Source organism: Hyphomonadaceae bacterium BL14, assembly GCA_027627705.1.
Taxonomy (GTDB): Bacteria; Pseudomonadota; Alphaproteobacteria; order Caulobacterales; family Maricaulaceae; genus Oceanicaulis.
The window spans coordinates 2,619,382-2,639,222 of sequence record CP091242.1; the positions used below are offsets into that span (position 1 = coordinate 2,619,382).

22 protein-coding genes are annotated in these 19,841 nt (G+C 68.3%); 10 read left to right on the forward strand and 12 right to left on the reverse strand.

All coding sequences use genetic code 11. From position 1 onward, the window contains the following. Positions 1–126: 126 nt before the first annotated feature. Complete coding sequence (locus L2D00_12730; protein WBQ12703.1) at positions 127–1,131, reverse strand: adenosine kinase; 1,005 nt, start codon at positions 1,129–1,131, stop codon at positions 127–129. 130 nt (positions 1,132–1,261) lie between these two features. On the opposite strand from L2D00_12730, the gene L2D00_12735 reads away from it, so the two are divergent. Further along, positions 1,262–2,185: a hypothetical protein gene (locus tag L2D00_12735; protein WBQ12704.1), complete on the forward strand. Its 924-nt coding sequence runs from the start codon at positions 1,262–1,264 to the stop codon at positions 2,183–2,185. On the opposite strand, the gene L2D00_12740 is transcribed toward L2D00_12735, so the two are convergent. Continuing rightward, positions 2,166–3,038 carry an isoaspartyl peptidase/L-asparaginase gene (locus L2D00_12740; GenBank protein ID WBQ12705.1) on the reverse strand — a complete coding sequence of 291 codons (873 nt, stop codon included), beginning with the start codon at positions 3,036–3,038 and terminating at the stop codon, positions 2,166–2,168. The two genes, L2D00_12735 and L2D00_12740, sit on opposite strands and share 20 nt — an antisense overlap. A 189-nt stretch (positions 3,039–3,227) precedes the next feature. Here L2D00_12740 and L2D00_12745 point away from each other — a divergent pair, with 189 nt between their 5' ends. Beyond that, positions 3,228–4,001: an SDR family NAD(P)-dependent oxidoreductase gene (locus L2D00_12745; GenBank protein ID WBQ12706.1), complete on the forward strand. Its 774-nt coding sequence runs from the start codon at positions 3,228–3,230 to the stop codon at positions 3,999–4,001. A gap of 4 nt (positions 4,002–4,005) precedes the next feature. Here L2D00_12745 and tadA read toward each other — a convergent pair whose 3' ends face one another. After that, entirely contained in the window at positions 4,006–4,488 is a 483-nt protein-coding gene (tadA, locus tag L2D00_12750) for a tRNA adenosine(34) deaminase TadA (GenBank protein ID WBQ12707.1), read from the reverse strand. Positions 4,489–4,526: 38 nt separating this feature from the next. Between tadA and L2D00_12755 the strand changes: the two genes are divergently transcribed. Next, positions 4,527–5,414 carry an rRNA pseudouridine synthase gene (locus L2D00_12755; protein WBQ12708.1) on the forward strand — a complete coding sequence of 296 codons (888 nt, stop codon included), beginning with the start codon at positions 4,527–4,529 and terminating at the stop codon, positions 5,412–5,414. After that, entirely contained in the window at positions 5,389–5,949 is a 561-nt protein-coding gene (gene rsmD / locus L2D00_12760) for a 16S rRNA (guanine(966)-N(2))-methyltransferase RsmD (protein WBQ12709.1), read from the forward strand. Before L2D00_12755 ends, rsmD begins: the two co-directional genes overlap by 26 nt. Before the next feature lie 31 nt (positions 5,950–5,980). Here the strand turns inward: rsmD and L2D00_12765 are convergent, their stop codons facing one another. Further along, positions 5,981–6,793 (reverse strand): SDR family NAD(P)-dependent oxidoreductase, encoded by an 813-nt coding sequence (locus tag L2D00_12765; GenBank protein WBQ12710.1) that lies wholly within the window; start codon positions 6,791–6,793, stop codon positions 5,981–5,983. Between the two features lie 35 nt (positions 6,794–6,828). Next, a complete protein-coding gene (locus tag L2D00_12770; protein ID WBQ12711.1) occupies positions 6,829–7,809 on the reverse strand; it encodes a hydrogen peroxide-inducible genes activator in 981 nt (326 codons plus the stop codon). A 176-nt stretch (positions 7,810–7,985) separates the two neighbouring features. Here L2D00_12770 and L2D00_12775 point away from each other — a divergent pair, with 176 nt between their 5' ends. The 4 genes from L2D00_12775 to L2D00_12790 all read left to right on the forward strand — a co-directional run bounded on the left by L2D00_12775 (position 7,986) and on the right by L2D00_12790 (position 11,021). Then, positions 7,986–8,537 (forward strand): peroxiredoxin, encoded by a 552-nt coding sequence (locus tag L2D00_12775; GenBank protein WBQ12712.1) that lies wholly within the window; start codon positions 7,986–7,988, stop codon positions 8,535–8,537. A gap of 96 nt (positions 8,538–8,633) precedes the next feature. Further along, entirely contained in the window at positions 8,634–9,167 is a 534-nt protein-coding gene (locus L2D00_12780) for a carboxymuconolactone decarboxylase family protein (GenBank protein ID WBQ12713.1), read from the forward strand. A 122-nt stretch (positions 9,168–9,289) separates the two neighbouring features. Further along, positions 9,290–9,592 carry a hypothetical protein gene (locus L2D00_12785; GenBank protein ID WBQ12714.1) on the forward strand — a complete coding sequence of 101 codons (303 nt, stop codon included), beginning with the start codon at positions 9,290–9,292 and terminating at the stop codon, positions 9,590–9,592. A gap of 103 nt (positions 9,593–9,695) precedes the next feature. Beyond that, a complete protein-coding gene (locus tag L2D00_12790) occupies positions 9,696–11,021 on the forward strand; it encodes a dicarboxylate/amino acid:cation symporter (protein WBQ12715.1) in 1,326 nt (441 codons plus the stop codon). 59 nt (positions 11,022–11,080) lie between these two features. On the opposite strand, the gene L2D00_12795 is transcribed toward L2D00_12790, so the two are convergent. The 3 genes from L2D00_12795 to L2D00_12805 form a co-directional block, all read right to left on the reverse strand. Further along, positions 11,081–11,539 (reverse strand): PTS sugar transporter subunit IIA, encoded by a 459-nt coding sequence (locus L2D00_12795; GenBank protein WBQ12716.1) that lies wholly within the window; start codon positions 11,537–11,539, stop codon positions 11,081–11,083. Between the two features lie 42 nt (positions 11,540–11,581). Further along, a complete protein-coding gene (gene raiA, locus L2D00_12800) occupies positions 11,582–12,244 on the reverse strand; it encodes a ribosome-associated translation inhibitor RaiA (protein ID WBQ12717.1) in 663 nt (220 codons plus the stop codon). 153 nt (positions 12,245–12,397) lie between these two features. Continuing rightward, positions 12,398–13,294, reverse strand: coding sequence for a hypothetical protein (locus L2D00_12805; protein ID WBQ12718.1), 897 nt, complete (start codon positions 13,292–13,294; stop codon positions 12,398–12,400). A 265-nt stretch (positions 13,295–13,559) separates the two neighbouring features. Here L2D00_12805 and L2D00_12810 point away from each other — a divergent pair, with 265 nt between their 5' ends. Next, entirely contained in the window at positions 13,560–14,927 is a 1,368-nt protein-coding gene (locus L2D00_12810; protein ID WBQ12719.1) for a DUF1800 domain-containing protein, read from the forward strand. Between the two features lie 22 nt (positions 14,928–14,949). Further along, positions 14,950–16,140, forward strand: a complete 1,191-nt coding sequence (locus L2D00_12815; protein ID WBQ12720.1) for a DUF1501 domain-containing protein — start codon at positions 14,950–14,952, stop codon at positions 16,138–16,140. A gap of 51 nt (positions 16,141–16,191) precedes the next feature. Here L2D00_12815 and rpoN read toward each other — a convergent pair whose 3' ends face one another. From rpoN to L2D00_12835, 4 genes are all read right to left on the reverse strand, one after another. Further along, entirely contained in the window at positions 16,192–17,700 is a 1,509-nt protein-coding gene (gene rpoN, locus L2D00_12820) for an RNA polymerase factor sigma-54 (protein WBQ12721.1), read from the reverse strand. Between the two features lie 9 nt (positions 17,701–17,709). Next, the gene (lptB, locus tag L2D00_12825) at positions 17,710–18,477 is read right to left on the reverse strand and encodes an LPS export ABC transporter ATP-binding protein (protein ID WBQ12722.1); all 768 of its coding nucleotides are present in this window, start codon (positions 18,475–18,477) and stop codon (positions 17,710–17,712) included. 85 nt (positions 18,478–18,562) lie between these two features. After that, on the reverse strand, positions 18,563–19,144 hold the full coding sequence (locus L2D00_12830; protein ID WBQ12723.1) for a hypothetical protein: 582 nt from the start codon (positions 19,142–19,144) through the stop codon (positions 18,563–18,565). Next, positions 19,141–19,818: a hypothetical protein gene (locus tag L2D00_12835; GenBank protein WBQ12724.1), complete on the reverse strand. Its 678-nt coding sequence runs from the start codon at positions 19,816–19,818 to the stop codon at positions 19,141–19,143. The genes L2D00_12830 and L2D00_12835 overlap by 4 nt, the downstream gene beginning before the upstream one ends. Positions 19,819–19,841: the final 23 nt, after the last annotated feature.

Below are 19,841 nucleotides of genomic sequence, written 5' to 3' on the forward strand. Positions count from 1 at the left end.
GCGTGCACGTCTGCGTATGCAATCCGATAGACGGATGCGGGCCGACTCCATCATGCATTGTGGCTTAAGGGTCACGCATCGGTTCGAGGGCGAGCCGCGCCAAATTGGCGATAGTCCCGAATGCTCCTAGCGATCCAGCGACAAGCCCGCCTTGGCGGCCAGGTCCTTCAACGCCGCGTGGGGGCGGGCACCGAAATGGGTGATGACCTCGCCCGCCGCGATGACGCCGAGGCGCCCGCAGGTTTCCAGATCGCGGCCCAGCGCGTAGCCGGTCAGGAAGCCGGCGGCGAACTGGTCGCCGGCGCCCGTCGTGTCCACCAGGCGCTCGATTGTCGTGGCCGGCACGCGCGCTTCGTCCTGGCCCGATACGATCACCGCGCCTTTTTCAGAGCGGGTGACGGCGGCGATGCGGGTCTCGGCGCGTACCGCCGCCAGGGCCTCGTCGAAATTGTCGGTCTCGTAGAGGGATTTCAGCTCGGCCTCGTTGGCGAACAGTACGTCCACGTGGTGGCGCACCAGCTGGCGGAAGCTCGCCCGGTGGCGCTCGACGCAGAAAATGTCGGACAGGGTGAGGGCGACAGCGCGGTCGGCGGCGCGGGCGTATTCCGAGGCGCGCACATAGGCGGCCTTGGCCTCCTCGCGGTCAAATAGATAGCCCTCAAGGAACACCACCCGGGCCGCCGAGACGAGATCGCGGTCGATATCTTCCGGATCCAGCAAGGTGGACGCGCCCAGATAGGTGTTCATCGCGCGGCGCGCATCGGGCGGCACGGCAATCAGACAGCGCGCCGTGGACGGTCCGCCGCTCAGGGGCGCGGTGTCAAAATGGACGCCGGCTGCGCGCAGGTCGCGCGCAAAGGTCTGGCCCAGCCCGTCATCGGCGACCTTGCCGATATAGGCACCGCGTGCGCCGAAGCTGGCGACGCCCGCCAGCGTGTTGGCCGCTGACCCGCCGGAGATTTCCTCGCCTTCGGGGAAGGCCGCGTAGAGCGCATCGGCGCGCGCTTCGTCGATGAGGATCATCGCGTCCTTGACCAGGCCGTGAGCCTCGATGAAGGCCTCGTCCACAGGGGCGAGCACGTCGACAATGGCGTTGCCGACGCCCAGGACGTCGAAGCGGGTTTCGGACATGGGAGGCCTTTTTGGCGGGCGGGAAGGAGGATGGGCGGATTTGAGCCACCGGACTTAGCCTGCATGGCGGTCCGGCTCAAGGTGCCCCAAAGGCTGGCGTGCGGTGCGTCTGCGCGCTATGGCCCCGCCCATGAGCGCACGGGTCTGTTTTCTCACCTCCGCCGACATGATGAAGGACCGCCCGGGCGCGCGGACCGACTGGGTCGAGTTTGATCTGGAATACGGGGCCTTGTCACGTGCCTGCCACGATGTGGATATCGCGCTGGAGCACCGCGTCTGGGACGAGGCGTTCGACGCGTCGCGCTTTGATGGCTTCATGATCGGCACGGTCTGGGACTATCCGCCCAAGCTGGCGCTGTTTCTCGAAACGCTGGACCGGCTGGCCGGCCACGGGCCGGTGTGGAACCCGCCGTCCCTGGTGCGCTGGAATATCGAGAAGACGTATCTGAAAGCGCTGGAATCGGCAGGCGCGCCGTCCATCCCGACGCTGTGGCGCGCGCGGGCCGATGACAGTGCCATCCGCGACGGCTTCGCGATGTTCGACACCGACCGGCTGGTGGTCAAGCCGCTGGTGGGCGGCGGCGCGTGGCGCCAGGCGCTGGTGCGCCGGGGCGAGGCGCTGCCCGGCGCGGACGCCCTGCCGCCGGGTGCCTGCCTGATCCAGCCCTTCCTGCCGGGTGTGCCCGAAGAGGGCGAGTATTCGCTGATCTTCTTTGGCGGTGAGTTTTCCCACGCTTTGGTCAAGCGCCCCAAGGCGGGCGATTACCGCGTCCAGTCCATGTTCGGCGCGCGTGAAGAGGTCTGGACGCCGTCTGAAGCCGAGCTGGCACTGGCGCGCAGCGTGCTGGACGCCGCCGCGCAGATCACCGGCGAGGCGGACCTGCTCTATGCGCGCGTCGACATGGTGCGCGGTCTGGACGGCCAGCTGGCCGTGATGGAGCTGGAGATTATCGAGCCGTATTTCTATCCTGAGCAGGGTCCGGACATGGGCGCGGTGTTCGCCCGCGCCCTGCAGGCCAAGCTGTCGGGCGGGGCTATTTCACCGAGGCGGTGATGCGCCCGCCGGGATGGACGATGGCGTGCTTCATGCCGGGCGAGTTGTATTGTGCGCTGACGGCGCCGGACGCGTCCACCGCGATGATCCCGCCCTCGCCGCCCAGATGTCCCACATCATCCAGCGCGCCCTTCACCGCGGCCTCCAGGTCCGCGCCGGCATAGCGCACCCGCGCCGACACATCGGCGGCAGCATTGGCGCGCATGAAGAATTCGCCCTGGCCGGTGCACGACACTGCCACGCGCTCATCGGCCCAGGTGCCTGACCCGATGATGGGCGTGTCGCCGACCCGGCCCCAGACTTTCTTCAGCGTGCCGCCCGTGGACGTGGCCGCCGCCAGCGCGCCGGAGGCATCCAGCGCCACCGCGCCCACCGTGCCGGTGGGGATGGCGCGATTGTCGGGCGCGGCCGCGGAGATGTAATACCCGTCCGGATCGCGCACGGGTGCCAGACCGTGCTCGCGGGCGAAATGGGCGGCGCCGGCACCGGCCAGCAGGACATGGGGCGTATGCTCCATCACGGCGCGTGCGGCATCCACCGGCGACAGATAGCCCTCCAGCGCCGACACCGCCCCGGCCCGGCGGGCGCGCCCGTCCATCACGGCGGCGTCCAGCTCATAGCGGCCGGCCTGGTTGGGGGCGCTGCCCTTGCCCGCCACATAGAGCCCGGAGATTTCCATGGCGCGCACCATGTCGCACACGACATCCAGGGCATCGGCACCCGCTTCCAGCGCCGCGCGGCCCTCTTCGGCCAGATTGCGCAGATGGGTGATCTCCACATCATAGGACCGCTCGGCCAGCACGCCGGCACCGCCATGCAAGACAAGGGCGGGGCGGGCGGTGGTGCGGGTCATGCAGATGTCTCCGGTGACTGTGTGGGCGTGCTCTAGCAGAGCCGGAGCCCGGCTCCAAGGCGCGCGGCCTGCGGCGGGCACCGCCCTTCGCGCATGCTTCCATCCCCCGCACAGGCGCGCTATGTCCGGTGCCACGCGCGCGGCCGCGCGGCGGCATCACAGACCACCAGCTTTCAAGGGAAAACAGTTATGGACATCAAGGGCAAAGCAGCGATCGTCACCGGCGGGGCCTCGGGCCTGGGCGAGGGCACGGCCCGGCGCCTGGCCGCCGAGGGCGCCAAGGTCGCCCTGTTCGATCTCAACGAGGCGCGCGGCCAGGCCGTGGCGGCCGAGATCGGCGGCGTGTTCGCCAAGGTCAATGTGGCCGATGTGGACAGCGTGAAGGCCGGGTTCGAGATCGCGCGCGCCGCCCACGGGCAGGAGCGGATCATGGTCAATTGCGCCGGGATCGGCTGGGCGGAGAAAACTGCGCGCCGCTCGTCCGCGGGCGATATCGTCATGCACCAGCTCGACAAGTTCGCCCTGGTGGTCAGCATCAATCTGGTCGGCTCGTTCAATTGCGCGGCGCTGTCGGCGGCGGGCATGCTGACCCTGGACCCCGATGCGTCCGGGCGCGGCGTGATCATCAACACCGCCTCTGTCGCCGCCCAGGACGGGCAGATCGGCCAGGTGGCGTACTCAGCGTCCAAGGGCGGGATTTACGGCATGACCCTGCCCATGGCGCGTGATCTGGCGCGCGAGGGCGTGCGGGTGAACACCATCCTGCCGGGCTTCTTCGAAACCCCGATCTACGAGCAGATGCCGCCGGAAGTGAAAATCAATCTCGCCAGCCATCTGCAATTCCCCCAGCGCTTCGGTACCCCGGCCGAGTTTGCCGATCTGGTCGCGTTTATGGCGAAGAACGACTACATCAACGCCGAGTGCGTGCGCCTGGACGCCGGCGCACGCATGCCGCCGAAATAGGCCGTCAGGCTTCAGACGCTTTGGAGCGGCGGCGTGCCCGGAAGAACTCTTTCAGCAGCGCCGCCGCTTCTTCGCTCCGCACGCCGCTGGTCACCTCCGGGCGCCAGTGGCAGGTGGGCTGGGTGAAGAAGCGGGGGCCGTTAGCCACCGCGCCGCCCTTCACATCGTGCGCGCCATATACCAGGCGACCGATGCGGGCATGGCTGATGGCGCCCGCGCACATGGCGCAGGGCTCCAGCGTGACATAGAGGGTGAGGCCGGTGAGCCGGTAATTGCCGATTGCCTGCGCTGCCGCGCGCAGGGCGAGGATTTCAGCATGGCCGGTGGGATCGAGCCCTGAGATCGGGGCGTTTCCGGCCTCGGCGATCACCTCGCCTGTGGCCGGATCGACGATCACGGCACCCACGGGAGTCTCGCCCGCAGACGCTGCGGCTTGCGCCCGGGCCAGCGCCCGTCCCATAAACGCATAATCGTGCGCATCGCTCATGGATGCGCCATAGCCTTGGCCCGGAGGCCAGTAAAGCCTTGAGCGAGACAGACGACGACCAGGCCGGGTCCGGCGAGCGCATCGCCAAGGCGCTGGCCCATGCCGGCGTCGCCTCGCGCCGCGAGGTGGAGCGCCTGATCGCGGCGGGCCGCGTGGCGGTCAATGGCCAGGTGCTCGACACCCCCGCCTTCAAGGTCACGCCCGACGACATCATCACGGTGGACGGCAAGGTGACCGGCCCGCGCCCGCCCACCCGGCTGTGGCGCTATCACAAGCCGGCGGGCCTGGTGACCACCCATGCCGACCCCCAGGGGCGCGAGACCGTGTTCGCCGCCTTGCCCAAGGAGCTGGGGCGGGTGATTTCGGTGGGCCGGCTCGATCTCAATTCCGAAGGCCTGATGCTGCTGACCAATGATGGTGAGCTGGCGCGGGTGCTGGAACTGCCCGCCACCGCCTGGACGCGCCGCTACCGCGTGCGCGCGTTTGGCGACGTGGACGATTCCGCACTGGCGCGCCTGGCCGGCGGCGTCACTGTGGAGGGGATCAGCTATGGGCCGGTGGAGGTGGCGGTGGACCGCCATACCGGGTCGAATGTCTGGCTCACCGTGGGCCTGAAAGAGGGCAAGAACCGGGAGGTGAGGAAAGTCCTCTCCCATGTCGGCCTGACGGTGAACCGGCTCCTGCGCACCGCCTATGGCCCGTTCCAGCTGGGCTCGCTGGAGCGCGGCAAGGTGGAGGAAGTGCGCCTGAGCGTGCTGCGCGAACAGATGGGCAAGCTTTACCGCCTCGGGCCTGACGGTCATCCGCTGAAAGCCGGCGAGGCCAGTGCGCCGGCGAAGACCGAGGACGGCGTGCGCGGCCCCGGCCGGGCGCAGCGGCGCGAACCCAAGGGACCGACCCATGCGGATCGTCGCCGGCGTCCATAAGGGCCGCCCGATTGCCGCGCCGCGCGGCATGACCACCCGGCCGACGTCGGACCGGGCGCGCGAGTCCCTGTTCAACAAGCTCGTCCATGCGCCATGGGCGCCGGACCTCACCGGTGCGCGGGTGATCGATGTGTTCGCGGGCTCCGGCGCGCTGGGCTTCGAGGCGCTGTCGCGCGGGGCGGGGTTTGTGTTGTTCGTGGAGACCGATCCTGGCGCGCGCGGTGCCATCCGCACCAATGTGGAAGCGTTCCAGGCCTTTGGCGTCACCAAGCTGCACAAGGGCGACGCGGTGGCGCTGGGCCCCAAGCCGGACAAGCTCGGCCCGCCCTTTGCGCTGGCTTTGCTCGATCCGCCCTATGGCAAGGGTCTGGGGGAGCGGGCGCTCGCCAAACTCCACGCCGGCGGCTGGCTGGCCGAGGGGGCGCTGGCGGTGCTGGAAACCGGCGCGGCGGAAGAGCCTGACCTGACGGGGTGGGATGTCTTGGACACCCAGGACAGCGGCGCGGCGCGCTTCTGGTTCGTGACGCGGGGCTGAGGCCTGCTACCCGTGTCCTGCGACCCGGCCCCTACTTCCCGTCCATCGTCTTTTCCTGCCGCGCCATCAGGGCGCGCGCCAGCGGGTCGGGCAGGATGCGGGCCAGGCCCGTCATGAACTTATAGAAGGCGCCGGGCACGCGCAGCGGCACGCCGCGCTCCACGGCGTCATAGCCGGCGGCAGCCACATCCTCGGCCTTGAGCATCCAGTAACCGGGCACGTTGGACACGGTCTCGCGCGCGCCGTTCACATCGTGAAACTCCGACCAGGTATAGCCCGGCGCGACCGCCGTGACGTGAACGCCCTGGCCCCGAATCTCGGCCCCCAGCGCCTCGGACGCCTTGATCAGCAGCGCCTTGATGCCGGGATACAGGGTGCCGGAATAGCGCGTATGGGCCTTGGCGATGGAGACCAGCGCCGAGACCGAGGAGATATTGATGATCCGCCCGAAGCCGCGCTCAGCCATGCCGGGCGCCACCAGATGCATGAGTTTGAGATAGCTGGTGACCATCAGTTCGAGAAACCGCGCCTGATCATCCCAGCCCGTCTGGCAGAAATGACCCGGCTGGCCCGCGCCGGCATTATTGACCAGGCCATCAATCTGGCGCCCGGCCCTGGCCACGGCATCGACGATGGCCTGCGGCGCGGCGGGATCGGCCAGATCGGCGGCGATCACCAGCGTGTCGACGCCATGTTTGGCCTTCATCTCGGCGGCCAGCGCCTGCAGCTTGTCCTCGCGCCGGGCCACCACGGCCAGATCCCAGCCATGGCTGGCGAACTCACGCGCGAAGGCGGCCCCGATGCCGGACGAGGCGCCGGTGACGAGAACGAGTTTGCGGGTCATGGTTAGGTCTCCTTGCAGCGAAGCGGAAGGGGGGATCAGGCGGAGGGGCGGGCTGACCGGGCCGGGTGTCCGGATGGGGGTGTGGCCAGCGCCAGGTTCGGTGCCGCCGCCAGCTCGTCACGGATCGCGTTGGCCAGGGTGCGGGTTTCGTCGGCGCGGGCCGATCCCTTGCGCCACACCAGGCCGATCTCGCGGCCCACAACCGGCGGATCGAAGGGGCGGATGGTCAGGTCCATCTGGTCGGCGAGCCCGGCATCGACCGCCATGCGGGGCAGAAGCGTCGCGCCCAGACCGCTGCGCACCATCTGGATCAGCGTGTGCAGGCTGGTAGCGGCGAAATCCGAGCGTCCCGCGCCGCGCCGCTCCGGGCTGGCCGCGCACACGGTCAGGGCGTGATCGCGCAGGCAGTGGCCGTCCTCGAGCAGCAGGAGCTGCACGCCCGCCAGCATGCCGGTGGTGAGCGTCTCCACACGGGACAGCGGATGATCGGGCGGGGCGGCGAACAGAAATTCGTCGGCCATCAGCACCTGGGTCTCCAGCCCGTCGGCCTCATAGGGCAGGGCGATGACCGCGGCGTCGAGGCGGCGATCTTTCAGCGCATCCACCAGACGGTGGGTCAGGTCCTCGCGCAGGAACAGTTCCAGCGCCGGGAAGCGTTTGCGCAGATCAGGCAGGGCGCGCGGCAGCAGGAAGGGCGCGATGGTGGGGATGACGCCGAGCCGGAATGGCCCGGTGAGCGGCTGGCCGGCGGCGCGGGCGGCGTGAACCAGGTCTTCGGCCTCGGTCAGGACGACGCGGGCGCGCGCCACAGCCGTTTCGCCCGCCGGGGTCAGGGCCGCGCCCCTTGCGCTGCGCTCCACCAGGGTGGCGTTGAGGATGCCTTCCAGCTCCTTGATGGCAGCTGACAGGCTGGGCTGGGTGACGTGGCTCATCTCGGCAGCGCGTGAAAACGTGCCGTGATCGGCCAGCGCGACCAGGAAGCGCAGTTGGCGCAGCGTGGGCAGAAGCGTGCTCATGTGGATCGAGATAGGCTATGGGGGCCAGAGTGACAATCCATTGGATTTATCGACCCCGGTGCCCACATGCAGGCCCTGATGCTGCGTTGCGGCGAAGTTTATTGCAGCGCAGCGAAGCTGGCGTGGCCCTGCCACGCCGGTGCAGTCGCAGGTTCAAGGTTCAACAGGAGAGTTACATGCTCGGTATTGGCGACAAGCTGCCCGAATTCGAAGTCACCGGCGTAAAGCCGAAATTCAACGCGCACGAGGAAAACGGCCAGTCGGCCTTCGAGCCGATCACCCATGAGAGCTTTCCCGGCAAGTGGAAAGTGATCGTGTTCTACCCGAAGGATTTCACCTTCGTGTGCCCGACCGAGATCGTGGCCTTCGCGCAGCTGAACGGCGAGTTTGCCGATCGCGACGCGGTGGTGATGACCGGCTCCACCGACAACGAGTTCTGCAAGCTGGCCTGGCGCCGCGAGCATGCCGACCTGCGCTCGCTGGATCAGTGGCAGTTCGCGGACCCGACCGGCTCGCTGGTGGACGCGCTGGGCGTGCGCTCGCCTGAAGGCGCGGCCTATCGCTACACCTACATCATCGACCCGCACGGCGAGATTCAGCACGTCTATGCGAACAATCTCAATGTCGGCCGTAACCCGGAAGACACGCTGCGCGTTCTCGATGCGCTGCAGACCGACGATCTCTGCCCGTGCAACCGCCAGGTCGGCGGCGACACGTTGGCGGCCTAACCACCGCCCTCAGCCTGGGGCCGGACGGGTGACCCCCGTCCGGCCCCAGCGCGCTTCTTCACGCCTCCTCCCCCATAAAAAATCAGGAATGCCCCGATGAGCCTCGACGCGCTGAAAGACTCCCTTCCCGACTACGCCAAGGACATCAAGCTGAACCTGTCCTCACTGGCGCGCGAAACCGTGCTGGACGAGCAAAAGAAGTTCGGCTGCTTCCTGGCCAGCGCCTATGCCGTCGGCGAACCGGCCGTGGTGCGTGCGCTGAGCGCCGAGTTCGAAGGCAAGCTGTCGCCCGAAGCCGCTGGCGCCGCCAAGGCCGCTGCCGCCATCATGGGCATGAACAATGTCTATTACCGCTTCGTGCACTTGTCTTCGTCCAAGGATTACAAGACCCTGTCGGCGCGCCTGCGGATGAATGTCATCGCCAGTCCGGGCGTGGACAAGGCCGATTTCGAGCTGTGGTCGCTGGCAGTGTCGGCCATTAATGGCTGTGGCATGTGCATCGACGCCCATGAGCACGAACTGCGTCAGGCCGGCCTCACCACCGAGCAGATCCAGGCTGCCGTACGTATCGCCTCGGTGGTCAATGCCGCCAGCGCGATCCTGCGCGCAGAAGCCGCTGCGGCGGCCTGACCGACGTCAGCGCGCCGCAATTGCATCCAGGCCGTTCTGCCCGTCCGCGTACCCCGCGGGCGGGCAGATTGCTTTTTGGAGCAGGCTTTGACAGGCGGCTAATTTGTCCGTATAGTGAGCAAATGAGCCGCGTTCTTGACCAATCCGAGCATGCACGCCGGTCCCGGGACAGGGGCCGGACGGCGCGTGCGTGGACCTGGTTCTCGCGCCGCACTATCGAGGCGGGAAGCCATTACCGCGATCTGAGCTGGCGCACGGTGTGGGTCCAGGCGCTGATGGCCTCAGGCCTTATCGTGGCCTCGCGCATTGATCCGGGCTTCGCCCTGTCGCCCTGTCGCCCTGTCGCCCTGGGCGTTGCTGGCGGGCGTGATCTGGGCGCTGCTCATCGCGCGCATCGCCATCCTGAAGGCGGCCTGACGGGCTGACATGACCGCGGGCTGACCCCTTGCGCCGCAGCGTTGACCTTCTGCGCGAGCGGCTTAGGCTGCGGCCTTATTGAACGCGGGCGGTCAATCAAAAGGGGCTCTCATGACTTGGTGGTTCGGGACCGCGCTGTGGAAGCGCGTGCTGGGCGCGCTCGCGCTGGGCGTGGTGTTTGCGCTGGGTCTCGCCCAGGTCATCGGCCAGGAGGCGGCTGCGGCGTTGATCGACGCGGCCGTGCGGCCCGTGGGCGATCTGTTCTTCAACCTCATCCGGATGCTCATCATCCCGCTCATCCTGACCACGCTGGTGGCCGGGATTGTCAGCCTGGGCGACCCCAAGAAGCTCGGCTCCATCGGCGGCAAGGCGGTGGCGCTGTATCTGGCCACGACATTCTTTGCTGTCTGGATCGGCATCGGGTTCGGGCTGGTCTTCCAGCCCGGCGCCGGGGTCAATCTGGGCGGTGCCGATCCGATCCCGGTGGATACCGACCAGCCCGGTATTATCGAGCGCCTGATCGCCATCGTGCCGACCAATCCGGTGGCGGCGATGGCCGACACCGACGTGCTGGCGGTGATCTTCTTCGCCATTCTTCTGGGCATCGGCATCATCATGGCCGGCAAGGCCGGCAAGCCGGTGGGCGATCTGTTCAGCTCCGCCGCCGATGTGGTGCTGAAAATCACGCATATCGTCATGGAAGTGGCACCGTTCGGCGTGTTCGCCCTGGTGGCCCACACCGTCGCGACCCAAGGCATCGAGGCGCTGGCCTCGGTGGCGGTGCTGATCATCACCGTGTATCTGGCGCTGATCGCCCATGCCGTGATCGTCTATGGCGGCTTCATCCGCTTTGTGCTGAACCTGCCGGTGTTCAACTTCCTGCGCGGCATCGCCGATGCCCAGGCGGTGGCGTATTCGACGGCGTCAAGCTCGGGCACCCTGCCGGTGACCATCGCCAATGTGGTGGATAATCTGGGTGTCAAGCGGTCGGTCGCCGGGTCGGTGCTGCCGCTGGGCGCCACCATCAACATGGACGGCACCGGCATTTATCTGGGCATTCTCGCGCTCTTCACGGCCCAGGCCTTCGGCTATGATCTGGACCTGATGCAATACACTATGATTGCGCTGACGGCGGCTCTGGCCTCGATCGGCGCGGCGGGCATTCCCAGCGCCGGGCTGTTCCTTCTGGCGATCGTGCTGGGCACGTTCGACGTGCCGCCCGAGCAGATCGCCATCATTGTCGGCTTCATCCTGCCGGTGGACCGGATCATGGACATGGCGCGCACCACGGTGAACGTGACCGGCGACGCCATGGTCGCCACGGCGGTGGCCAAATGGGAGGGTGAGCTGGACGAGGACCGTTTCCGTGCGCCGGCTGACAAGCCCTACACCGCACCCGACCGTGCACCGGACGTGGCGGACGCGGATCGCGACTGAACGCGTATATCTGGATTGAACGGATGACGTGCGCCTGACCGGGCTCTTGCGCGCCGGACTCAGGCGGCGTTGGAGCGCACGCTGCCAGCGATAATGGCGCCGATGGCGTCGGCGTCCGGCGCGGCGCGCACGGCCCGGCGCACATCCTCGCGCCGGAACAGGCGGGAGATCTGAGCCAGCGCCTTGAGGTGTTCTGCACCGGCGTCTTCGGGCGCCAGCAGCAGGAACACCAGATCGGCCGGCTGGCCGTCCACGGCGTCAAAGTCCACGCCCTGCTTGAGGCGCGCAAACACGCCGCACACCCGGTCCACCAGATCAGTGCGGGCATGGGGGATGGCCACGCCGTCGCCAACGCCGGTGGAGCCGAGGCGCTCGCGCTCGATGACGGCGTCCAGCACCGGCCGGCATGGCGTATTCAGCGTGCGCTGCGCCAGTTCGGCCAACCCGTGGAGGGCCTGCTTGCGGCTCGTGGCGTTCATATCCGCCACAATGCCGCCCTGCGGAATCAAGTCGATCAAGGTCATGTCCTGCTCAGCCAGACTGAAGCGCGGATCGCGCCGTCAGGCGGAGACGCTTGCGCCCGCCGCCAGCTTGGTGCCGTCTTTAGCGCTTCGCGCCGGATCAATCCAGCCCACATGTCCGTCAGGGCGCCGGTAGACGATATTGACCGCGCTGTTGACCGCATTGCGGAACATCACAAAGGGGGCGTCGGCCAGGTCCATTTCCAGCACCGCCATGGACACGGTGAGCGTACGCAGCTCACCCGCCGTCTCGGCGATGATCACCGGCTCGTCGCCGCCCACCGCGCCGCCGTCATCCTCCTCGTCCAGATCCGCGTCCACATCGGCGTCCGCAGCGCCATTGCGGCGGCCTGACTGCAGCACCCGGATCGAGGCGCTTTCCGCGGGCAGGGCCGCCTTGTTGTCGGCGTGGTGATCTTTCAGCCGGCGCTTGTAGCGGCGCAGACGCTTCTCCAGCCGCTGGGAGGCGGCCTCCGCGGCGGCATAGGCGTCCTCGCCTGACCCCGACGCCTGCAGAAAGGCGCCGGACGGCAGATGCAGCGAACAGTCGACCTTGAACCCGAACCCCTCCTTGGCGGCCACGACGAAAGCTTCGGCGGGGCGGCTGAAATACTTCGCCGCCGCGTCGGATACGCGCAGTTCGATACGCTCGCGCAGGGCGGGCGAGACGTCGATGCCTTTGGAGACGAACTGGATTTGCATGGGAACTCCCTTTGCAGCCTGTGGCCGCGCACCGCATTCGGCGCTTTCGGGCTCTCCCGCCGCGCCGGTGCGCGGCCCGCTCCCGGTCAAGGAGCGGGTATGTACGCTATCGGTCTTCAACACGGGCCGTCAATGCGCCAGGCTCAGGCGTGCTCAGGTGCGCCAGCGCAAGGTGGCGGCACGCACCGGGTTTTCAAATGCCTCGCCTGTGGCGCGGGCGCGGGCCCATTCGGCTTTCATCCGGCGGTACCAGATGAAAAGCTGGTCGCCGTCACGGATCAGCATTTCACGCAAACGCCAGGGCGCGGCACGCTGGCGCAGCGTCATGATATGCACGTCCTGCTGCAGAAAGCTGCGAGTGAACGGCCGTACAAAGGGGCTGACCAGGCTCAGCATCGGCGAGCGCCAGTAGAAAATCTGGCGGATGCGTGTGGAATGGGCATCCACCGGGGTCAGTGCCGTCAGGCCCAGCACCGTGTTGGACCTATTGGAAATCCATTCGCTGCGCAGGGCGGGCAGCTGAAAGCCGATTTCCACCTGTACCCCGCCGCCGATCAGCTTGTAGGCGGCGGAGTTCTTGGGCTCGTGGGCCAGCATGGTGAAGCCCATCGGGCTGGGCACATACTCCTTGGCCTTCTCGCGCAGGGTCCGGCTGGAGCGCCAGAGCGGGCTGGCGTGCACATAGGGGCCGTGGGCGGGATCGAGCAGGCCGTAGACCGCATCGTCATAGGGGCCGGGCAAGAGCGCCTCCTCGACAAAGCGCACCTGGCCGCCCGGACCGTTGAACACCGGCGGGCCGCAGGGCGGCGCCTCGCCCTCCGGTCCGGCCAGCCAGGCCCAGATCAGGCCTTCACTTTCCTGTACCGTAATCGGTTCGGGGCTCGCGTCGATGACAATGCCTTGCGCATCACGCGTCAGGCGCAGCGTGCGCCCGAACACCGGCTCGGCGTGCTCGGACCCGGCGCGCACCTGGCGGGCGATGGCGGCGACATACCACAGGCCGTCGGGCGCGGCAGTGGAGGCGTCGGTCGGGGCGGCGGCGTCTGGCATGGCGGGACCTGGATCGAGAGGCGCGGTGCAAGGTGCGCCCAAGGAAGGCCAAGCGTCCTAGCACGCCTTGCGTTGAAGCGGGAAGCGGGGCGAGCCCGGCGGGCGGGTTGTGCGGCCCGGGCCTGGCCGCTGCACAGCTGAGCGGGCCACAGCTTGTCCCGGCGGTTCCGCCGATCGGGGCGTAGTCTGAAGCCGCCCTTGCGACGGAAACGCGCGCGCTCGAGCGTACAGGATATCATGGCGCACGGCCCGGAGAGGACTGATCATGAGCGCACGCGACGCCGCCATCGCCGTCAACCGCTTCGGTCTGGGTGCCCGTCCCGGGGATATCGAGGCGGCCGCGCGCGACCCGCACGCCTGGCTCGCCGACCAGATGGATCCGTCCGCGATTGCAGGCCCGTCTCCGGGACCGACGGCCCAAGAGGGGCTTGCCTATCTGCAGACCGAATATCCCCGCTTCCGCGCGCAGATAGAGCGGACGGGCGCTGATCCCGACGCGATTCAGCGCCAGGTGCGTGAATTGCTGCGCGAGCCGCGCCTGGCCCATATCGCCTGGCGCACCGGCATTGCGGTGACCACGCCGCACGGCTTTGCCGAGCGCTGGGTGCGCTTCTGGTCCAATCATTTCTCGGTCGCGTCCAATACGTTGCCCATGGCGGTGATCGCGCCCACGCTGGAAGCCGAAGCGATCCGCCCCAAGGCCTACGGCCCGTTTGCCGATCTGTTGCGCGCCGCCGAGCTGCATCCGGCCATGCTGATCTATCTCGACCAGGCCGTGTCGCTGGGCCCCAATTCGATGGCGGGCCGGTTTCTGGACCGGGGCCTCAATGAAAACCTCGCCCGAGAGATTCTCGAGCTGCACACGCTGGGCGTGGCGGGTGGCTATGGTCAGGGCGATGTCGAGGCGCTGGCGCGGATCCTGACCGGGTGGACGGTGGGCAGCCGCCGCCTGCGCTCGGACCCGGACGATTATGGCCGCGCCCTGTTCGATGTCCGCCTGCAGGAGCCGGGGACGCACACGCTGCTGGGCCAGCGTTTCGCCGGGGAGGGGCCGCAGCGCGCCGGCGAGGCGCTGGATTTTCTTGCCACCCGGCCCCGGACGGCCCGCTTCTTGTCGGAAAAGCTCGCCCGGCACTTCCTGTGCGATGATCCGGCGGCGCGCGATATCGCCCATATCGAAGCGGCCTGGATGGGCAGTGGCGGCGATCTGGCGGCGGTGGCGCGCGCTGTGATCACGGCACCATCGGCGTTTGATGCGGCTTTGCGCAAATTCAAGACGCCGGAGGACTTCCTGATCTCGTCGCTGCGCGCTGTGGGCGCGCCGGCACCCAATCCGCGCCAGCTCTATGCCGGCTATGTGGCGCTGGGCCAGGCGCCGTTCTCGGCCCCGTCGCCGGCGGGCTGGCCGGATCATGCCGAGGCCTGGGCGAGCCCGGACGCTGTGCTCAAGCGGCTGGACTTCGCCTCGGCGCTCGCCGGGCGCGCCGGCCGCAATGCCCGCCCGCGCGAACGCGCCCTGGAGGTGCTCGGAGCGGGCCTCACCGATGCCACCGCACAGGCGGTCGCGCGCGCCGAGACGCCCGAGCAGGGGCTGACGCTCTTGCTGATGAGCCCGGAATTTCAACGCCGCTAGGCCGGCTGAGGAGCGTTTTGTGATGACCGATATGTCCACCACCCGCCGCCGTCTGCTTGTGTCGGGCCTCGCGGGTGCCGGGCTTGTATTGCCCGGTGCTGCCGCCGCATTCGCCCAGGCACCGCGCGCCGCCGGGCGCAAGCTGGTGGTGATTGTCCTGCGCGGTGCCCTGGACGGGCTGGCCGCCCTCGCCCCGGTCGGTGAGCGGCGCTATGGCGCGCTGCGCGGCGACCTCGCCCTGGAGGGCGGCCTGCCGGCGCCGGGGCCTTTCGTGTTTCATCCGGCCCTTGAGACCCTGGCCGGTCTGTTCGCGTCCGGCGAGGCGCTGGCCGTCCATGCCATCGCCACCGATTACCGTGCGCGCTCTCACTTTGACGGTCAGGACCGGCTGGAAGCGGCGACGCCGGCCATTCGCGATGGCTGGATGAACCGGGCGCTGGCGCTGATGGGGCCTGACGCGCCCGGCGCGGTGGGTGTGGGCCAGTCCATGCCGCTTCTGCTGCGCGGGTCTGCGCCGGCGTCAACCTGGGCACCGGCGGTGCTGCCGGGTGCTGATGACGACACGATCTCGCGGCTGATGGATTTGTACGCCAGCGATCCGATGCTGGGCCCGGCGCTGGCCCGGGCGCTGGAGACTGACGCCATTGCGTCGGCCATGACCAGCGGGTCTTCCATGGGCGGGCCGGGTGCGCGCGGCGCAGGGCCGCAGGCCTATGCGCTGATTGCGCAGGCGGCGGGCAATCTCCTGACCGCGCCGGGCGGGCCGGATGCGGCGGTGATCAGCTTTGATGGCTGGGACACCCATGTGCGCCAGGGCGCGCGCGAGGGCCAGCTGGCCAACCGGCTCGCCGGGCTGGACGCCGCGATCGCAGCCCTGCGCCAGCAATTGTCCCAGGTGTGGGACCGCTCGGCGATCCTGGTGGTGACCGAGTTTGGGCGCACGGTGCGCCTCAATGGCGCTGGCGGTACGGACCATGGCACGGGCGGTGCCGCCTTCCTCATCGGCGGGGCGGTGCGCGGTGGCCGCATGATCGGCGACTGGCCGGGGCTGGACCGCCTGTACGAAGACCGCGACCTGTATCCGGCCAATGATCTGCGCAGCCTGTTCAAGGCTGTGCTCGCCGAACACTGGGGTCTGGACCCTGCCGGCCTTGCGCGCAGAGTGTTCCCTGATAGCGGTGCCGTGCCGCCGTTCGAGGGGCTGATTGTCTAGCGGGGCCAGACACCGGGCGTTCGGCCCCTCACAACAGGCCGGGCTTCAGGCCTAGCTTGCGCCCTTCATGATGCGGCGGCGCTGGACCGAGGAGGGAATGTTCATCGCCTCGCGATACTTGGCCACGGTGCGCCGGGCAATATCCACCCCGTCAGCCAGCAAGCGCTCGACTATGGCGTCGTCGCTCATCACCTGGTCGGCGGTTTCGGAATCGATCATCGCCTTGATGCGGAAGCGCACGGCTTCGGCCGAATAGGCTTCGCCGCCATCGGCGGACGCGATGGACGAGGTGAAAAAGTATTTCAGCTCGAACAGGCCACGCGGCGTGGCGATATATTTGTTTGAGGTGACACGGCTGACCGTGCTTTCGTGCATGCCCACCGCGTCGGCGACGGTCTTGAGGTTAAGCGGGCGCAGCCACGCCACGCCCTTGACCAGAAAGGCGTCCTGCTGGCGCACGATCTCGCTGGCGACCTTGAGGATGGTGCGCGCGCGCTGGTCCAGGCTTTTCACAAGCCAGGACGCGTTCTGGGCGCACTCGGTGATGAACTGCTTTTCCTGGTCGGAGCGCGCGCCGCGGCTGATCTGGGCTGCGTAGCGGTTATTCATCAGGACGCGCGGCAAGGTGTCGGTGTTCAGCTCCACCGCCCAGGTCCCGTCGGGACGCTCGCGCACGGTCACGTCCGGCTCCACCGAGCGTGCGCCGTCGGCACCAAAGCCCAGGCCCGGCTTGGGCGTCAGGCGCTTGAGCTCGGCGATCATGTCTTCGAGATCTTCGCCATCCACGCCGCAGGCCGCCTTGAGCGCCGTATAGTCGTGCTTGGCCAGAAGCGGCAGATTGTCCACCAGCGCGGCCATGGCCGGATCGAGCCGGTCGCGCTCCTTGAGTTGCAGGGCGAGGCATTCCTGCAGCGAGCGCGCCATCACGCCACACGGCTCGAACTGCTGCAGCCGGTCGAGCATGGCTTCGGTTTCGGAGCGCGTGACGCCCAGGCGCTGGGCGGTCTCGTCGAGATCGGCGCGGAAATATCCGTCCTCGTCGGCCAGATCGATCAGATGGGCGGCGATCATGCGGTCAGAGGCGGCCAGCACCAGGTCCGCGAGCTGGTCGTGGAGGTGCTCGCGCAGGGTCTTCTCGCGGGCACTGTTGGCCGCCGCATCATAGTCCTCGCCGTCAAACCGGCCGCCGCCGCCCGCGCCGGCGCGCGACCAGTCAATGGCGCCGCCTGCGGGCTCGGCCCCCGCCATGTCGGCTTTGGAATCGGAGTACATCGCCTCGGTATCGGCGTCGATCGCCTCGGTGGCGCGTTCAGGGGTGTCAAAGCTGAGTTCGGCACCGGGCGCCGTATCGGTGGCTTCGACCGGGTCGGCGCGCTCGTCGGCAGCGGCGTCATTGCGCTCTTCGCGCTCGAGCAGGGGATTGCGCTCCAGCTCGGCTTCGACGAACTCGGCCAGCTCCATATTGTTCAGTTGCAGCAGCTTGATGGCCTGCTGCAACTGGGGCGTCATGACGAGGCCTTGCCCCTGACGCGCCTCGAGCCTGTGTCCGAGCCCGGCCATGCTTCCCCCCTAGTTGAACAGCTCGCCGAGATAGTGACGGCGCACGCTTTCGTCGCGCCGGACTTCCTCGGGCGTGCCTTCAAACAGCACTTCGCCGTCATAGATGATGGTCGCGCGATCAGTGATCTCGAGTGTTTCGCGCACATTATGGTCGGTGATCAGGATGCCGATGCCGCGCTCCTTGAGATAGGTGATCAGGTCGCGAATGTCGGATATCGCCAGCGGGTCGATCCCGGCGAAGGGTTCGTCCAGCAGGATGAAGCTGGGCTGCGCGGCCAGAGCGCGGGCGATCTCGACCCGCCGGCGCTCGCCGCCGGACAGCGCCACGGCCGGGCTCTGGCGCAGATGGCTGATGTTGAGCTCGTCGAGCAATTCATCCACCAGCGTCTTGCGCCGGGCGCGGCCGGGTTCGGCAAGTTCCGCCACCGCCATGACATTGTCTTCCACTGACAGGCCGCGGAAGATCGACGCTTCCTGCGGCAGATAGCCGATGCCCAGGCGTGCGCGCTGGTACATGGGCAGGTCGGTGATGTCGGCGCCGTCGAGCATGATGGTCCCGCTATCGGCCCGAATCAGGCCTGTGATCATGTAAAAGCAGGTGGTCTTGCCCGCACCGTTCGGACCCAGGAGCCCCGCCACCTCTCCACGCTGGAGATCGAGCGAGACATTGCGGACCACTGTCCGCCGGCCATAGGCTTTGCCCAGCCCCCTGACCGAAAGCCCCGAACCGCTCGCGCCGGAGGCTTGCGCCTCCGCCTGCTTCGCCGTGTCCATCATGGTTAGCTCCAGCACGCCTAAGATTTGGTGAAGCCGCGCGCGGGTGCCTGGCGATCGGCTTTCGCTGACATGGGCGCGGTGCGGTTCAACGTCCGTCCGGGAAGGGTTGCGGACCGTCGCCGGGAATGGCGGGAAGCGGGCAGTCACGCGCGTCCTGTTCGCTCTGGGGGCCGGTGAAGAAAATCGAGCGCACGCGCCCGCCCTCGCCGCTGCTCAACCGGGCGATGCCGCCGTCGATATCAGCTTCCAGCCGGTCGCCGGTGGACACATTGCAGCCCTGGGTCAGGACCACCGACCCGACAAGGGTGAGGGTGCCCGCTTCAAGATCGTAGACACCGCTATCGCCGCGCGCGACTTCGCCGGCGCGCACGTAGAACACCTCTCCGGTGGCGACCACCCGGCGCAGCTGACCGGTGCCACCGCCCGCGCGCCGCTCGAAGAAGGCCTCGACCCGGTCGGCGCGCAGCCGCTCGTCCCCGCGGATCATGTTCACATCGCCCCAGTAGACCAGCCGCCCCTGGGGGTCGAGCATTTCGCTATTGCGCGCGCTGATATCGAGTGGGGCCTCAGGGGCCGGGGCCGGAGCCGGTGTCTGCGCCAGGGCGGCCGGGTTGGCGAACAGCGGGGCGGCGCAAAGGAGGGCGGCGCAGAGCAAGGGGCGGATCATGGTCGGGTCTCCTGATCATCGGGCGTCGTGCCGCCAGGATAGATGCGGGTGCGCACGTCGCCGGTAAGGATAACGCGGTTGCCGCCGTCTTGCACCTGGAACGCGTCAGCGCGCACAGCGCCCCAGGGCGCTGCGCCGGACACGCCTTCGTCTCCGTCCACAGTGCCGTCGCGCAGGCTGATGCGCGCCGACGGCGCCTCGAACCGGTAGCCGGCCGGGGTTGCGAACCGCACATCGGTTCTCAAGGTCAGCGATTGGCCGGCCTCGTCAAAAACACCGGTCTCGGCCAGGGCTTGTGATGAGTCGCGCAGGCCCTCGATCCAGGCATAGTCGAGCGCCGGGCGCTCCAGATCGGTGAGCGGGGTCACCCCGCCCAGGCGCCGCACCGCTGCATCGGCGGTGATCATGAAGGGCGTGCCGCCCCGGTCGCGGCCTGTGAAGCGCGGATTGATGATTCGCTCGGCGTCGCCCGCGGGCGTGAATGCCGGCTCCGACGGGCCCGAGGCGCGCGACATGAAGGTCTGCATCAGCGCATTGCCCCCCACCAGCACCATGGCCACGAGCAAGACGGCGCGCAAAATCCGCACGCGACCGGAGCGCGCGCGCGCGCTGGTGAGTGAGCGCGCCCGCCGGTCGCCGATCAGACTGTCGGACGCGTGCGCGGCGGCGGTCATGCGAGCCTCTCCAGGCCAGGCTC

Bases quoted from the DNA above. Each gene is read 5' to 3' on its own strand.
- L2D00_12730 (WBQ12703.1), bottom strand. From the start codon at position 1,131: ATGTCCGAAACCCGCTTCGACGTCCTGGGCGTCGGCAACGCCATTGTC.
- L2D00_12735 (WBQ12704.1), top strand. From the start codon at position 1,262: ATGAGCGCACGGGTCTGTTTTCTCACCTCCGCCGACATGATGAAGGAC.
- L2D00_12740 (WBQ12705.1), bottom strand. From the start codon at position 3,038: ATGACCCGCACCACCGCCCGCCCCGCCCTTGTCTTGCATGGCGGTGCC.
- L2D00_12745 (WBQ12706.1), top strand. From the start codon at position 3,228: ATGGACATCAAGGGCAAAGCAGCGATCGTCACCGGCGGGGCCTCGGGC.
- tadA (WBQ12707.1), bottom strand. From the start codon at position 4,488: ATGAGCGATGCGCACGATTATGCGTTTATGGGACGGGCGCTGGCCCGG.
- rsmD (WBQ12709.1), top strand. From the start codon at position 5,389: ATGCGGATCGTCGCCGGCGTCCATAAGGGCCGCCCGATTGCCGCGCCG.
- L2D00_12765 (WBQ12710.1), bottom strand. From the start codon at position 6,793: ATGACCCGCAAACTCGTTCTCGTCACCGGCGCCTCGTCCGGCATCGGG.
- L2D00_12770 (WBQ12711.1), bottom strand. From the start codon at position 7,809: ATGAGCACGCTTCTGCCCACGCTGCGCCAACTGCGCTTCCTGGTCGCG.
- L2D00_12775 (WBQ12712.1), top strand. From the start codon at position 7,986: ATGCTCGGTATTGGCGACAAGCTGCCCGAATTCGAAGTCACCGGCGTA.
- L2D00_12780 (WBQ12713.1), top strand. From the start codon at position 8,634: ATGAGCCTCGACGCGCTGAAAGACTCCCTTCCCGACTACGCCAAGGAC.
- L2D00_12785 (WBQ12714.1), top strand. From the start codon at position 9,290: ATGAGCCGCGTTCTTGACCAATCCGAGCATGCACGCCGGTCCCGGGAC.
- L2D00_12790 (WBQ12715.1), top strand. From the start codon at position 9,696: ATGACTTGGTGGTTCGGGACCGCGCTGTGGAAGCGCGTGCTGGGCGCG.
- raiA (WBQ12717.1), bottom strand. From the start codon at position 12,244: ATGCAAATCCAGTTCGTCTCCAAAGGCATCGACGTCTCGCCCGCCCTG.
- L2D00_12805 (WBQ12718.1), bottom strand. From the start codon at position 13,294: ATGCCAGACGCCGCCGCCCCGACCGACGCCTCCACTGCCGCGCCCGAC.
- L2D00_12810 (WBQ12719.1), top strand. From the start codon at position 13,560: ATGAGCGCACGCGACGCCGCCATCGCCGTCAACCGCTTCGGTCTGGGT.
- L2D00_12815 (WBQ12720.1), top strand. From the start codon at position 14,950: ATGACCGATATGTCCACCACCCGCCGCCGTCTGCTTGTGTCGGGCCTC.
- rpoN (WBQ12721.1), bottom strand. From the start codon at position 17,700: ATGGCCGGGCTCGGACACAGGCTCGAGGCGCGTCAGGGGCAAGGCCTC.
- lptB (WBQ12722.1), bottom strand. From the start codon at position 18,477: ATGATGGACACGGCGAAGCAGGCGGAGGCGCAAGCCTCCGGCGCGAGC.
- L2D00_12830 (WBQ12723.1), bottom strand. From the start codon at position 19,144: ATGATCCGCCCCTTGCTCTGCGCCGCCCTCCTTTGCGCCGCCCCGCTG.
- L2D00_12835 (WBQ12724.1), bottom strand. From the start codon at position 19,818: ATGACCGCCGCCGCGCACGCGTCCGACAGTCTGATCGGCGACCGGCGG.